Annotated in this window: 14 protein-coding genes; 4 read left to right on the top strand and 10 right to left on the bottom strand. The window is 34.8% G+C overall.

Features of this window, described 5'->3' with window-relative positions; all coding sequences use genetic code 11:
• The first annotated feature begins 35 nt into the window (after positions 1 to 35).
• Entirely contained in the window at positions 36 to 569 is a 534-nt protein-coding gene (locus tag BST92_RS08135) for a thioredoxin family protein (RefSeq protein ID WP_105071003.1), read from the top strand.
• On the opposite strand, the gene BST92_RS08130 is transcribed toward BST92_RS08135, so the two are convergent.
• Genes BST92_RS08130 through surE form a run of 5 tightly spaced genes read right to left on the bottom strand, consistent with a single transcriptional unit; the run spans position 532 to position 5,502 of the window.
• Positions 532 to 2,622, bottom strand: a complete 2,091-nt coding sequence (locus BST92_RS08130) for a ComEC/Rec2 family competence protein (RefSeq protein WP_105071002.1) — start codon at positions 2,620 to 2,622, stop codon at positions 532 to 534. The two genes, BST92_RS08135 and BST92_RS08130, sit on opposite strands and share 38 nt — an antisense overlap.
• 43 nt (positions 2,623 to 2,665) lie before the next feature.
• Positions 2,666 to 3,313, bottom strand: coding sequence for a C40 family peptidase (locus tag BST92_RS08125; RefSeq protein ID WP_105071001.1), 648 nt, complete (start codon positions 3,311 to 3,313; stop codon positions 2,666 to 2,668).
• Position 3,314: 1 nt separating this feature from the next.
• The gene (gene lpxB / locus BST92_RS08120; protein WP_105071000.1) at positions 3,315 to 4,427 is read right to left on the bottom strand and encodes a lipid-A-disaccharide synthase; all 1,113 of its coding nucleotides are present in this window, start codon (positions 4,425 to 4,427) and stop codon (positions 3,315 to 3,317) included.
• Positions 4,428 to 4,430: 3 nt separating this feature from the next.
• Positions 4,431 to 4,730 (bottom strand): hypothetical protein, encoded by a 300-nt coding sequence (locus BST92_RS08115; protein ID WP_105070999.1) that lies wholly within the window; start codon positions 4,728 to 4,730, stop codon positions 4,431 to 4,433.
• A complete protein-coding gene (surE, locus tag BST92_RS08110; protein ID WP_105070998.1) occupies positions 4,720 to 5,502 on the bottom strand; it encodes a 5'/3'-nucleotidase SurE in 783 nt (260 codons plus the stop codon). Before surE ends, BST92_RS08115 begins: the two co-directional genes overlap by 11 nt.
• Before the next feature lie 122 nt (positions 5,503 to 5,624).
• On the opposite strand from surE, the gene BST92_RS08105 reads away from it, so the two are divergent.
• Genes BST92_RS08105 through BST92_RS08095 form a run of 3 tightly spaced genes read left to right on the top strand, consistent with a single transcriptional unit; the run spans position 5,625 to position 9,695 of the window.
• Complete coding sequence (locus BST92_RS08105; RefSeq protein ID WP_105072227.1) at positions 5,625 to 7,763, top strand: carboxy terminal-processing peptidase; 2,139 nt, start codon at positions 5,625 to 5,627, stop codon at positions 7,761 to 7,763.
• A complete protein-coding gene (locus tag BST92_RS08100) occupies positions 7,763 to 8,866 on the top strand; it encodes an ABC transporter permease (protein ID WP_105070997.1) in 1,104 nt (367 codons plus the stop codon). Before BST92_RS08105 ends, BST92_RS08100 begins: the two co-directional genes overlap by 1 nt.
• Position 8,867: 1 nt before the next feature.
• Positions 8,868 to 9,695, top strand: coding sequence for a DNA/RNA non-specific endonuclease (locus BST92_RS08095; protein ID WP_105070996.1), 828 nt, complete (start codon positions 8,868 to 8,870; stop codon positions 9,693 to 9,695).
• A gap of 5 nt (positions 9,696 to 9,700) precedes the next feature.
• Here BST92_RS08095 and BST92_RS08090 read toward each other — a convergent pair whose 3' ends face one another.
• The 5 genes from BST92_RS08090 to mreC are packed head-to-tail and all read right to left on the bottom strand — an operon-like array spanning position 9,701 to position 15,052.
• Complete coding sequence (locus tag BST92_RS08090; RefSeq protein WP_105070995.1) at positions 9,701 to 10,522, bottom strand: hypothetical protein; 822 nt, start codon at positions 10,520 to 10,522, stop codon at positions 9,701 to 9,703.
• A gap of 8 nt (positions 10,523 to 10,530) precedes the next feature.
• Complete coding sequence (gene rodA, locus BST92_RS08085; protein ID WP_105070994.1) at positions 10,531 to 11,808, bottom strand: rod shape-determining protein RodA; 1,278 nt, start codon at positions 11,806 to 11,808, stop codon at positions 10,531 to 10,533.
• Between the two features lies 1 nt (position 11,809).
• Positions 11,810 to 13,720 carry a penicillin-binding protein 2 gene (gene mrdA, locus BST92_RS08080; protein WP_105070993.1) on the bottom strand — a complete coding sequence of 637 codons (1,911 nt, stop codon included), beginning with the start codon at positions 13,718 to 13,720 and terminating at the stop codon, positions 11,810 to 11,812.
• Positions 13,717 to 14,226, bottom strand: coding sequence for a hypothetical protein (locus BST92_RS08075; protein ID WP_105070992.1), 510 nt, complete (start codon positions 14,224 to 14,226; stop codon positions 13,717 to 13,719). Before BST92_RS08075 ends, mrdA begins: the two co-directional genes overlap by 4 nt.
• Complete coding sequence (gene mreC / locus BST92_RS08070) at positions 14,219 to 15,052, bottom strand: rod shape-determining protein MreC (protein WP_105070991.1); 834 nt, start codon at positions 15,050 to 15,052, stop codon at positions 14,219 to 14,221. Before mreC ends, BST92_RS08075 begins: the two co-directional genes overlap by 8 nt.
• Between the last annotated feature and the right edge of the window lies 1 nt (position 15,053).

Below are 15,053 nucleotides of genomic sequence, written 5' to 3'. Positions count from 1 at the left end.
TTTTGTTACCTTGAATTTTCAAAAGAAGGATACCTATGAAATGGATGTTTGTAATGATGTTATTAGTAAGTTCATTTGCTACTGCACAAGTGAACTGGATGACCATGGATGAAGCGCTTGCCGCTCAAAAGAAAGAGCCTAAAAAAATATTACTAAAAGCCTATACACCTTGGTGTACCAACTGTAAATGGATGGATAAATATGCTTTTAACAAGCCTGAAATTGCCGCTTTTATTAATGAAAATTATTATCCTGTAAAGTTTGACGCAGAAGGTACTGAAGTGATTAACTATAAAGGGGCTACTTATAGTAACCCAATGAAACAACGTAATGAACGTTCACAACATGAATTTGCTGGTTTTATGCGCATTTTTGAATATCCTACATTAGTTTTCTTTGATGAAACCGGACGTATTATTAATCCTGTACCAGGTAAAATGGGACCTAAAAAATTAGAGATTTACATCACAATGCTAGCTGACGAAACTTATAAATCCATCAACACCGGTCAAAAGTGGTCAGATTACCAAGCTAATTTTGAATATCAACTTCAAGGTGATTCAGAGTAATGGCTCCTACATCATAAGTGCTTATAAAAGAAACGCCTCGCTTTTTACAAGTTGTTTTCCATCTAGAAACATAGTTGCGATAGTTTGATCCATCTGCAATGATGATTTGTGGATTTAGCGATGTAATCACTTTATCCAAATGAATCTGAGGCGAATGAGACAAAAGTAATATAGCTGGTTTTGTACTTCCCAACATGACACCAGATTCATCTATTATAGTTAATTCTGTATCGGTAAATTTCACTTTATTACCTAATGAATCAATTTTGATAATTTTATTTCTATGTAATGTAGACGATTTAATACGTTCTAATGCCGCTACATTTCTTGTTGAATCCATAGTATGAAAATCTATGAGTAGCAGTGCCTCATCACGGTTACTAACGCTAATCACACTGCCTGATGCCTGATGCATTACCACTAACCTAGATCTCTCTGATTTCATCTTTTTAAAAGATTGAAAACTTATAAAGCAAATAGTGGCGATAATAGCGATGTGTAAGTTATAACTAGGTTGTTTCATAAGTACTCTTTCTCTTCTACTCCTTCTAACCGTACGATAAAAAAACAATGCACTGCTTATCATAAATACGTAAATTAAAATAAGCTCAACGAGATCAATATAGATTCCTTTTACAATAAATTGTTCTTGTGAACTGATTTCATCAATGATGATTACAATCCACTCCAAACTAAAATTAAGTGATTTAACCAGCCAACTAGAAGGAATACCTAGTAATAAAAATGATAATAGTAATATAGAGAGCCCTATGATAATAGGTAAAATAGGAAGTAATAACATATTACCTAAGAGAAACAGCCCAGGAAACTGATGAAAATAGAAAAGACTTAATGAAGCAACACCAATCTGTGCAGCTACTGTAACAGTACCTATTTGCCAGAAATAATCAATAACCTTCCATCGTGGCTTTATTAAATTGTATAATATAGGCTGGATAAGTACAATAGCAATTACTGCGGTGTAACTCAATTGAAAACCTACATGAAATAGTAATTTAGGATTAATTAATAATAGTAAAAACGCAGATAATGCTAAGCTATGAAAAATAGAAGTTTTTCTATTTACATTCATACCTATAGCGATAAAAGAGAACATAGTTACCGCTCTTAAAATAGATGGTGACATACCCGTGATAAGAGCAAATACCCATAATAAGATGATAATAACCACACTTTGAATCCAACGACCATTTTTTATGGCTTTTAACCAGTTCGTAAGCCAGCGTAAAATAAGTAAGATAATACCAACATGTAAACCACTTAAAGCTAGTATATGTATTACACCTGCATCTCTAAAACTTTTAGTGATCGATGCTTCCACATTATTACGCTGCCCTAATATTAAAGCTTGAATAATCCCTAATGGCTTTTCTTTAAGACCTGACGCCGCTAGAGAATCCATCAATTGTTTTCTTAACCTGATAATCCAAGATTCATTCTTACTGAAAGACTTACTAAGTATATGGTCGTCATCAACATAGATCTGACCATAAACGTCAATTAATGCGAGATACTCCTTATAATTAAAATCACCTGGATTGCGTTCATCACTAGCGTCACTTATATCATCATAAACGGTAAGAGTATGACCTATTTGGTACCTCACACTATCAGACTTTTTAAATAAGATAAGTGCTTTTCCCGTGACATTTATACCATCTACATATTTAACATGTGCATAAAATCGATCGTTATAATCATTAGGGTTTAACTGATCTGTTAATTGAAAAGTTATAATTTGATTCTCACCATCTAGAGTATGATTTGAAAAATGTTGTGATTGATAAAAAGGCGTTTTACTTATCACGTTTATAGCTCCTAGGGCGATAAGAAAGACCATTACCGCGGTGCTAAATAGTATCTTAAAGAAGAAATTATTTCTACTAAAAAATATAGAAAAACATGAGATAAGAAATGATGTGAATAGAATTATTATAGTAGTATCAATAGTGATTTGTAGATACATCGCAATCAACAATCCTATCATATATGCTAACAGTAACCTATAAATAGGATATCCTAACCACTTCATTAGATGAAGTTAACAAAATAATTTCAGAAAATAAAGAAATGCCCTACTCTAATCTACCAGCGCTTAAATATGCGTTAAGCCAGTAGCCTTCATTCATTGTAGAAACGATTACACCACGCGAGGTAGTAGAGTGCACAAAACTAATTTCGGCAGGAGTAGTTTTTACAACTAGACCTACATGATTTACTCTTGTTTTGTTCTTGCCTGTAGCAAAAAATAATAAATCTCCCTTCTCAACTTGATTAAAATCTATAGTACTTGCCGCACTGTATAAACTAGAACTTGTGCGTGGCACAGATTTTCCGGCTTCTTTAAAACTTACATGTATAAGACCACTGCAATCCATACCACTACGTGTACTTCCTCCATATTTATATCTAGTACCTTGATAACTCAATGCGGTTTCTACAGCATCATTTAATACTGGTGCGGTTTTTTCTTCATCTACTCGAGAAGGCGTTTTACTAGCAATAGGTTGTCCTACAGGTTCTGTTTTGCTCTCTCGAGATGGAGTATAGACTCTATCAGGATAGCGCTTTGCAGCCTCTTTTTTTGTGGTAACTATTCTAGGTTTAGAACTTTTGCAGGATAAATTTCCTAAAAGCAGTATACTAGTTAAGATAAAAAAGAAAATTCTTTTAAGGTTGAATTTAAAAATACGCTTTCGCGAAAGCGAGGACAACAACATCATACTACTTCTGTGAGTTTTTAATAATTAAAGAAGCTACTTTATCGCTAGCACCTATTCCACCTAGACGCTTTTCTAATTCATAATAGTCTGCAAAAATACGATTGCGTTGTGTAGGATTAAGAATCATATCAAGCTCCTTTTTAAGATTTGTAGCGTTAAAATCGGTCTGTATTAATTCAGTAACGACCATTTTATCCATAATTAAATTGACCAGTGATATATAATCTAGTTTGATAATTAATTTTGCGATACGATATGAGATAGAACTACCTTTATAACAGACTACTTGAGGCACTTTAAATAGTGCTGTTTCTAGAGTCGCTGTTCCAGACGTGACTAGCGCTGCATGGCACAGGCTCAAAATGTCGTAAGTACGATTCATCACTAAAGTGACATTCTTTTTTAAAAATGGCTTATAGAAACTTGCCTCTTGACCAGGTGACCCTGCAATTAAAAACTGGTAGTCGGGATATTGATCTACCATTTGTAACATAACACCTAACATTTTACTTATTTCTTGCTTGCGACTACCTGGTAAAAGTGCTATTAAAGGTCTATCGTCTAGTTGATATTCTTTTAAAAATGCGACATGATCAACTTGTTGATGTTGATCAATGGCATCAATAATAGGATGTCCTACAAAGTCGACGGGATAGTTGTGCTTTTGCTCATAAAAATCTTTTACAAAAGGCAGGATCACATACATATGATTGATATTTGCCTTAATAGTTTTTACACGGCTTTCTCTAGAAGCCCAAACTTGTGGACTTATATAGTAATGTGTATTAAAGCCTTGAGGTTTTGCCCATTTTGCAATACGTAGATTGAATCCAGAATAATCCATAAATATGAGCGCATCTGGCTGGTATTGAACAATATCTTCTTTACAGTATTTAATATTTTTAAGAGCTGTCCCTAGTTTTTTAATCACTTCAGTAAAGCCCATTATTGCACGTTCTTTATAATGCATAACTTGCTCGCCACCTACGGCTTCCATGAGATCACCACCCCAAAACCTAAACTGTGCTTCTGGATCTTGCTGCCGTAAAGATTTCATAAGATTAGAACCGTGCAAATCGCCGCTAGCCTCACCTACAATAATATAGTATTTCATATGCTAGAATTCAAAGTACATTACTGCTAGAGCTGCCAGGATTGTGGCCATTAAAACGCCACGTGCTTCATAAGGCTGAGCTACTTTTTTAAATTTATAAATTTTTGTAGTCAGGAAAAAGAAAAACAGCAATAGATTTAAGACCGCACCTAGACCTATAAGACCGCCCATAAAGCCTTTTTCAACGGCACTTTCCATCATTGTTTCAAAACTAAATGGAGCAAAGAAATATACATATAAGTAGGTTCCTATAAAATTTGCTGTGAGTCCTAAGAGAAAACCTTTTATAATTTTAATTATCAAAATCCCAAGTATTAAGTTCGCTTATATAGTGATGTGCAGTGAGGTCATATTGAGTAGGCACAATAGAGATATAATTATGTGCTAGTGCCCATTCATCTGTATCTTCTCCTTTATCATCATTCACAAATTTGCCAGTAAGCCAGTAATAATCCTTACCATATGGATTAGTACGTTTATCAAACTCTTCTACCCAATAGGCATTTGCCTGGCGACATATTTTTACTCCTTTTATATCTTCTCTTTTTGCTTTAGGAATATTTACATTAAACACGACACCGCGAGCCATTCCATTCTTAATCACATTCTCAATTATGGTTTTAACATACGGCCTAGCAGCGTTAAAATCTGCATCGTGGTCATAGTCGCATAGTGAAAAACCAATAGCTGGTATTCCTTCTATACCAGCTTCTACCGCCGCACTCATAGTACCACTGTAAATAACATTTATAGCGCTATTACTTCCATGATTTATACCACTAAGGCATAGATCAGGTTTTCTATCTAGTATCTCGTGGCTAGCCATTTTCACACAATCTACTGGCGTACCACTAGTCGTATATTCTTTATGATCATGGTTGTGTGCCATAAACTCCTTTACATGCAAAGTATTATTAATTGTTATTGCGTGTCCCATAGCGCTTTGTGGACTATCTGGAGCAACTACGACTACCTCACCTAATTCTTTTGCAATTTCTATAAGCATTCTTATTCCTGGTGCTGTGATACCATCATCATTAGTAACAAGGATAAGAGGTTTTTTAATGTTTTCCATGAAATTTTTATCGAGGTTAAAATTAAGTAAATTAGCGATAGCAAATCAATCTCTTGTTATACATTGTGCATCGTAAAGTGGCACGATTTTTACATTACTAGAATAGACAAATGAATGGACTTATGAATTTTATTAAAAATAACGTGGCAATTGCCATATTAGTTTTACTAGCAGCTACCGCTAGTTGCAGTTTCACTAAAGATATTGATCCAGGCGACAAGGATAAAGAAGAGCTTTTAGTCAATCTTATTTCACACGTTTTACAACGCAATCACTACTCACCAGCTGATCTTACTGATGATTTTTCACAAAAAGTCTTTAAAAATTACATCAACGATTTAGATCCAGCAAAAAGATATTTTCTAGAATCAGATTATCAAGAATTTGCTAATTATGAGTTTTTATTAGATGATGAAATTAGAGATAGTAGAGTTCAATTATTTACACTTACTTATGAGAGATTAGAGCAAAGACGTAAAGAAGCAGAGAAGCTATTTACAGAAGTGATTAAGCAGCCTTTTGATTTTAATAAAGAAGAGGTTATGGATACTGATTATGAAAAAATCCCGTATGCAAAAGACTCTAAAGAACTTAAAGATCACTGGCGCAAGCTTTTAAAATTAAGCGCTCTGGGCAGTTATTATGATAAGATGGAAGAGCAGGAAGAAAAGCCTGAAAGCGAAAGAAAATCTACCAGTGCAATTGAAAAAGAAGTGCGTGATGAAGTAAAGCGCTCTATGGAAGAGAACTTTGACTTTAGTAAAGATATCGAGCGTCTCGATTACTTCTCTTTATACTTAAATAGTGTCATGGCATATTTTGATCCACATACCAGTTACTTTGCACCTCAAAACAAAGATCGATTTGACACAGCAATGAGTGGTAAACTAGAAGGTATAGGTGCACGTCTACAAAAGAAAATGGATTACATCAAAGTTTTAGAAATCATATCTGGTGGGCCAGCATGGAGAAGTCAAGATGTAGAAGTAGGAGACATTATTTTAAAAGTTGCACAAGAAAATGACACCGTAGCGACAAGCATCGTTGGTATGCGCATAAGTAATGCTGTAGACCTTATCAAAGGACCTAAAGGAACTAAAGTGAGACTAACACTCAAGCGTGTTGATGGTACCATTGAAGACGTAACTCTTACTAGAGATGTAGTAGAAATAGAAGAAACATTTGCAAAATCAGTAATTGTAAAAGATCCAGAAGGAAGTATTAACTACGGATTAATAAATCTGCCTAAGTTTTATTTTGACATGGAAAATAGAAACGGTCGTGCCTCTGGAGATGATATTAAAAAAGAAATCGAACGATTAAAAATGCAAGGTATGGATGGCCTTGTATTAGATCTACGTAATAATGGTGGTGGTTCATTAAGAGAAGTGATAGAAATGGCCGGTCTTTTTATAGAAAAAGGACCAGTAGTGCAAGTAGCTCTTAAAAACGAACGCACCCAAACATATAGCGATGATGACCCAAGTATCATATGGGATGGCCCGTTAGTAATTATGGTCAATGAATTATCTGCAAGTGCCTCAGAAATACTTGCAGCAGCCCTACAGGATTATGAACGTGCTGTAATAATAGGTTCAAAACAAACTTTTGGAAAAGGAACAGTACAGAACTTTGAAGATCTTAATAGATGGGTACGCAATAGTGATCTAGGTGATCTAGGCGCCATTAAACTAACAACTCAAAAATTTTATAGAATCAATGGTAAAAGCACGCAATTAGAAGGTGTGAAAAGTGATATCGTAACACCTGATCGATACAGCTATATTGAAATAGGTGAACGTGATGAAGAATTCCCATTACCTTATGATGAGATACCTGCAGCAACTTATACTAAATTCAATAAGTATATCGACTTTAATAGCACCATAGCAAAATCTCAAGCTAGAATTAATTCAAATGAAACATTCCAGCTTATCGATGAAAACGCAAAATGGATGAGTGAACAGCGTGAAGAGCATATTGTACCTTTGAATTACACAGCTTATAAAGAACGATTACATCGACTAGAAAAAGAAACTGAAAAATTTGAAAAGCTAGAAGATTATAAAAATGATTTATCATTTGAATATGTGAATTATGAGAAAGAACTAATTGCAAAAGATAGCTTACTTGCAGAAAAGCGTGAACGCTGGCACAAGAGTCTTTCTCAAGATGTGTATCTTGCAGAAGCAATTAATGTACTTAAGGATTTGAAAGTTTCTAATATTCAAAACACAGGAGTATCTACCATTAAAAATTAATGTCACATCAATCGGCATCATTATCGACTCTAGCGCTCCAAAAATTCAAGCGGAATTTTTGGGGCGTTTTGAGTTTAAGCATTATAGCTTGTTATACCTGCATCGCATTATTTGCCTATGTAATGGCACCAGATAACACAGCAAATGCCAATCAGATGCACCTATCTATACATTCACAACCACCAGGTTTTGAAGTAGACATGTTAGAATTACCAGTAGCAAATCTTCCATCTAGTATTTGGGACTGGTGGAATGGCCGTAAATTAAATCAAGAAGAAATACCTTTCTCAGAGCTGAAAATTGAGAACGGAAGATGTTATTACCGACCCTATGATGTTGATGGCGCACAACTAGCTTTTATAGATGCAAACTTTGCTGTAGCAGATGGGATAGAATTATCACGCTTTCGCGAAAGCTATACCTCGCATAAAACATTCCTACTAGGCACTGACAAATACGGCCGTGATTTATTAAGCCGTATGATGATAGGTTCTAGAATTAGTATCTCTATAGGTTTTATAGCTGTTTTTATATCCTTAGTAATAGGTATAACTTTAGGAGCTATTGCGGGATATTTTGGAGGAATGGTGGACAACATAATCATGTGGTTAATTAATGTCACCTGGTCCATTCCTACCCTATTAATGGTTATTGCCATAAGTATAGTATTAGAAAAAGGTTTTTTTACGGTTTTTATTGCAGTAGGTCTTACTATGTGGGTAGAAGTGGCGAGAGTTGTGCGTGGACAAATGATCGTTGCCAAAGAATACCAATATGTAACCGCAGCAAAAGCATTAGGATTCAATCACTATAGAATTATAACAAGACATATATTACCTAACATTATGGCACCTATTATTGTTATAAGTGCTGCAAATTTTGCTGCTGCTATCCTTATAGAAAGTGGTTTGAGCTTTTTAGGAATAGGTGCACAGCCTCCTATGCCTAGTTGGGGTAGTATGATAAAAGATCATTATCAATACATCATTTTAGATAAAGCATATCTTGCACTTGTACCTGGTATAGCTATTATGACATTAGTAATGGCATTTATGCTACTAGGAAATGCATTGAGAGATGCCCTAGATGTAAAAACCACTTAATATGAAAAAATCACTATACGCTATAATTCTAATTGTAATTGCCGTTTGCTTCTATTTCTATGAGACACATCGCAATGAGGAAACTTCTCAACATATACTTGAGCAAGAAGACCAGCAAACTACAAGAGAACAAGATGCAGATGGATTTAAGCCCTTATCTCGCAAAGATTTTTTACCTAGTTCAAATAATCAAATCATACACCATAATTCCTATAGCCTTTCTTATAATGAAAAACACGAACAAGCAGAATGGACTGCACATATCTTAAGAGAAAGTGACATTACTAATAACGATTATAAAAGGCCTTATTTTGAAATTGATAATATGGTAAAAACTGGTGCTGCACACTGGCGTAATTATAAAAAAAGCGGATATGATAGAGGTCATTTAGTACCAGCAGGTGATAGAACTGGAAGTAAAAAAATCTATGAAGAAACTTTTCTCACCTCTAACATTAGCCCACAAGAACATGAGTTTAATGCCGGTATTTGGAATCGATTAGAACAAAAGACACGATACTATGCAAAACGATATGATGAACTGTATGTAGTAACTGGACCTATTTTTAAAGGTAATATGGATGAAATAGGCACAGAAAATGTAACAGTACCAGCTGCGTTTTACAAAATAATTTATAGGCAAAATGAAAGTGGTCATGGAAAAATACTAGCCTTTTTAATGCCACATCAAGCGAGTAGCAAACCTATCTATGATTATATTACATCAGTAGATGAAATAGAAAAACAAACCGGTATTGATTTCTTCTCTCAACTACCAGATTCTATAGAAAATCAATTAGAAGCTTCTATAAGCAGTAAAGGTTGGTAAATCAATTACCGATCAACTTGAAAATGAATATGGTCATCATGTCTTACTGCATGACAACCGTGAAACCTCAATTTAAAGTTGATATTCTTAATTCCCAATCTGGTAATTAAATGTGGCTCTATGAAAACTTTTTCAACTTTATGATGCGATTGAATTCTTTCAGTGAGTAGTTTAGTTTCTCTCTTATTGAGTTCTAATTCATGATTAATATTTATTCCTAAAGCGCCAGCATATCCATACTGCCAGTAACCTGCATCTTCACAAATTTGGGTTTGGTTGACTTCATTTCCCTGAGGTCCTTCATAAATCCCATAACCTATTAAAGATGGATGAGAATTATGAGAAGAAGTTCCAGAGGCTTCATTATATACAAATGCAACATCTACTTTCCTACCATCATTATGACTCAAATGAGGTAATAATGGGAAACCATCAATGAAAGGAAACCCAGCATCTAAATAAACCAATTTTGTCCCTAGATATGGTGATTCTTTATAGACAGCAGATACATCTTTTATAACATTATACAAATCACCTTTTACATAGTTACGGCACAAAAACACGTATCCTAGGTTATGTGGCTGTATAGTTTCATGAAATACTGGTAGCATTCTACGATTATCGATACTAGCTGCAGTAGGTATAATAGTAAATACAGTAAAGATGTAAACAACACAGAAAACACATAGCCTTTTCCATAAGCTCCATTCTGGTTTACACCATTTAAAAAATGCAAAGACGATAATCCAAATAACTCCACCTACTTGGGTAACTATAGTCAATATGATGATGATTAGAACATGAAATAAACCTTTTAGAAATTTCATAAACCGATTTAATGCTCATAGCTCATTCTATGCCCATCCAGCTTTACAAAGATAAATAGCAATATGGTAAAACCCCATAAACCGCTACCACCATAACTCATAAATGGCAATGGTATTCCTACCGTAGGAAGTAAACCTAATACCATACCTATATTGACAAAGAAATGAATAAAGAAAATCCCTGCCACACTATAACCATAAATTCGAGCAAATTGATTCTTCTGTCTCTCGGCCATAATAACCAATCGATAGCATAAGGACATAAATAGAATAATGACTAACGACGCACCTATAAAACCCCATTCTTCACCTATTGCACTAAAAATAAAGTCAGTTTCTTGTTCAGGCACAAATCCACCTTGCGTTTGGGTTCCCTCTAGAAGCCCTTTACCAGTAAGACCACCACTTCCTACCGCTATTACACTTTGATTTATGTTATAACCTACTCCTTGATTATCCTCAACTCTTCCTAACACAATATCGATACGATTTCTATGCCGGTCTTCTAGAAGATTATTAAAAATATAATTAGTCGATAACGAGTACAAAACGCATATACCAGATATGATCAAGAAAAGTACGATTCTAGGTTTAGGCAATCTTTTTTTATGTCTACGCTTTCGCGAAAGCATGTAAATAACACTCATTGCTATTAAAACAATCAATGCGATCCACCAAGTCCCTAATACTAAAGTCCCTAAAAACAAACCTATCGCAACTAATACAAGACTGAGATACCATAAAGACAGTCCTTCTCTATGAAGAGCAAAGAAAAATGCGCCATAGACTAGTGCACTTCCTGGATCGGGCTGTGGTATGATAAACAAAGCAGGTAGCGCAATGATAAGACCGACTAGTAACAAGTCTCTAGTATTTTTAAGCGATATATTAATTCCACTTAAAAATTTAGCTACGGCTAGTGCTGTTGCAGCTTTTGCAAACTCACTGGGCTGTAGAGTCATACTACCTAAAGAATACCAAGATTTTGCACCATTAAGCTCTTTACCAAATACAAATAGCCCTAAAAGGGATAATAATGATATGATATAAATAATACTACCAAAGCGCTCAAAAAACTTAACATCCATGGCAAGTATAAAAGTAATAATTACAATTGCCAGACCTATCCATAGAATCTGTTTACCATACAGCTGGTCCATGTCTAAGATGCCATTGTATTGAGAAACTTGCGCCGCAGAGTAAATGGTTAACCAACCTATCAATAGTAAAGCTAGATAGATTAGTATGATATAGATATCAAACTTAGGCTTATCTCCTATTCCCATATTATGGATTTAGAGTATTAGATTCTGGTTTAATAAGACCTTGATCAACTTTAGGGTTTATTTCAAATGGCTCGCCACTATATTGTTTTTGATACTCATATTCTAGACTATGAGTAAGTAAATATTCTTCTAAGTCCTTGCGAGTTATTTCTCCTTTAATATGCTTTTCAATCAAAAGACTTGCAATTTTTGCAGCATATCGAGAACCCCAATAACCATTTTCCACAAAAACTGCTATCGCGATTTGAGGATTATCCTTAGGTGCAAAGGCTATAAAAACAGAATGATCTGTAAGTTGAGTACGTTTACCATCAATCTTAACAAAGTTCTCTACAGTTCCCGTTTTACCACAAATTTCTATTCCAGGAATTTGGGCATATTTTGCTGTTCCAGTTTTATAAACGGCTGTCATTCCTTCTACTACAGGTTCAAAATGACGAGATTCAACTGTGGTGTAATTTTTTACCGTATAATCTGGATTATCTATGGGTACTCCATCAATTGCTTTAATGATATGTGGTCTATAAAAATAACCGCGATTTGCTATAGCCGCTGTCATGTTTGCGAGTTGGATAGGTGTCGTTATAACTTCTCCTTGACCTATGGCATTTGAAATAGTAGTAGGCGCATACCATTTATACTTATACCTGCTAGAATAATATTTACCATCTGGTATTAATCCAGCTCGTCCTACAGGCAAATCATAACCTAAGTAGTCCCCTAAACCAAAACTAGTAACATGCTTATTCCAGTTATCCATTCCTTCTTCTGGAGTATCGCCTTTTTCAATAATACGTCTGTAGACTTGTGCAAAATAAGCATTACAAGATTCGGCAATACCGGTATTTAAAGCTAGCGGTGATTGGTGACTATGACATCCCAGTGGTTTACGACCACCATAATCATAACCATGATTGCATCTTAGTTTTTCTGTTGTTGTAATAACACCTTCTTGAAGACCTACTAATGCATTAATAACTTTAAATGGTGAGCCAGGAGCATACTCTGCTTGAAGAGCTCTATTAACGCCAGGTTTTTTAACAGTATCATTAAAAATAAGCACTGAATTTTTAGAGCGATCACGTCCCATTAACAACGCTGGATCATAGTATGGGGCTGTTACTAAAGTAAGTATTTCACCGGTTTGCGGTTCTATAGCAACTATTCCACCACGTTTATTTTTCATCAACAACTCTGCATATGCCTGTAGGTCATTATCTAATGTTACTGTTAAATCAAGCCCAGAGTTAGGAATGGTATCATACCTTCCATTCTCATAGGACTCTATAGCGCGACCATAGTGATCTCTTATAAAGTGTTTCACTCCTTTTTTCCCACGTAGTTCATGCTCATATTGAAGTTCAATACCAGCTTTACCAGATAAATCACCCGATTGATATCTAGGATCTTTTTTTATTTTTTCAGGACTCACCTCTCGAATATAACCCAATACACTAGCACTGTGATCAACCATGTATTTGCGTAAAGATCTTTTCTGAGCATAGAATCCTGGAAACTTACGTAGCTTTTCTTGTAAAGGTGCATACTCTTCTTGTGTCAGTTGTGGAACGATTACACTACCTTTTTGCCATGACCAGTCTTTTGCATCTTGCATTTTAGACTTTAATCTAGTCTTATCCATTTGCAATAATGCACACAACTGTAAGGTGTCAAATTGTTTAACTTCCTTAGGTATCATCATGATATCATAGGCGACTTGGTTAGCCACCATTAAATCACCATCGCGATCATAAATAAAGCCACGTTCTGGGATGTCATAGATGCTTTTAACAGCATTTAATTCAGATTTAAGCTTATATGAATCTCCTTTAATTATTTGTAGATAAAAAACCCTACCTATAAGAGTAAGCCCTACTACTGTTACTAAAAAAAAGAATAAAAGTCTTCTCATGATTTACTACGCCATCCAAATAATATAAACAAAACAACTCCCATAAAAACAGAAGATAAGCCTACAAACAACGTCATTTGTAATACTTGCAGTACCTGACTTATGTTAAAATATATGAGCAAATACAAGATTATATGATGTACTAGCACACCTAGAACAAGTAGTAATAAAAATCGATCTAATGGTGACTTCATTATTTTCAGATTTTTAGTTAGGTATCCTTCTCCATAAACTAGTTTAAGTAACACAGGCCTTACAAAGGCTAGTGTTAATGAAGCTGCAGCATGCGCTCCACCGGTATCTTGAAAAGTATCTACAATAAGCCCTAGTAAAAACGAGAGTATTAAGAAAGACCATCTATTATTATCCACTGGATAAAGAATAATGAATACTAGGTATACTATCGGACAGATGTAACCCATAAACTCTACTTGATCCATAACAAATATTTGTAATAGCAATAAAGCTATAAAGCGTACTATGTTGTTTAACAATGTGCTATTCATTACTTGAAATAGTTAATGTATCAATAACATGCAATGGTTTAACATCACGGCTTTTTATGACATAAGCAGTTCCTACATCAGTCATATCATTAAATAGAGCGACATCAATTTTATAGCGGCTTCCATTTTCGACTAATTGTGCGTCTTTTATAGTTCCTATTAAAATATCTGGTGGGAATGTGGTACTCTGTTTACCAGTAACTATAGTATCACCTTTTGTAACCTTTGCAAGTCTAGGCACATCTACCAGTGACATCACATAAGGATCACTACCATCCCAAGTTAGTGAGCCTATAACATTACTACCTTTAATTTGTGCGTTTAATGACACCTCAGAATTTAATATAGATATGACTCGCGAAAAACGACTACTAGATATATCTATGATTCCCAATATGCCATCTGTGGTAATCACACCCATATCAGGTTCAACACCTTGCTCTCTACCTATATCTAACGTGATAAAATTATCTCTTTTTGAATAACCATTTTTAATCACTCGAGAAGGAAACACACGGTAAGGTATATCATCTGCAAATAAAAAAGTAGTCTCATCACCTAATAGCGTATCTGCTGTGACAAGTGCTTTCATGCGCAACAATGCATTTTCTTTACGCAATCTATCATTCTCATCTTTCAGGTTTAAATATTCATAAATACCATTACGAGAATTTAAGAAAGAACCGGTTATATTTCCGGTAGAATGAACAAAAGAATTGCGATGATAACTATGCGATTGAACGGTAAAAACAAGTGCAATCAACAATAAGCTCAGGTAGAGCAGCAAGTTTCTGTACTTGATCAGAAAATTGATAATTTGCTGCATC

The organism is Nonlabens arenilitoris, assembly GCF_002954765.1.
Classification (GTDB): Bacteria; Bacteroidota; Bacteroidia; order Flavobacteriales; family Flavobacteriaceae; genus Nonlabens; species Nonlabens arenilitoris.
This window is presented reverse-complemented; position numbering and strand designations above follow the sequence as displayed.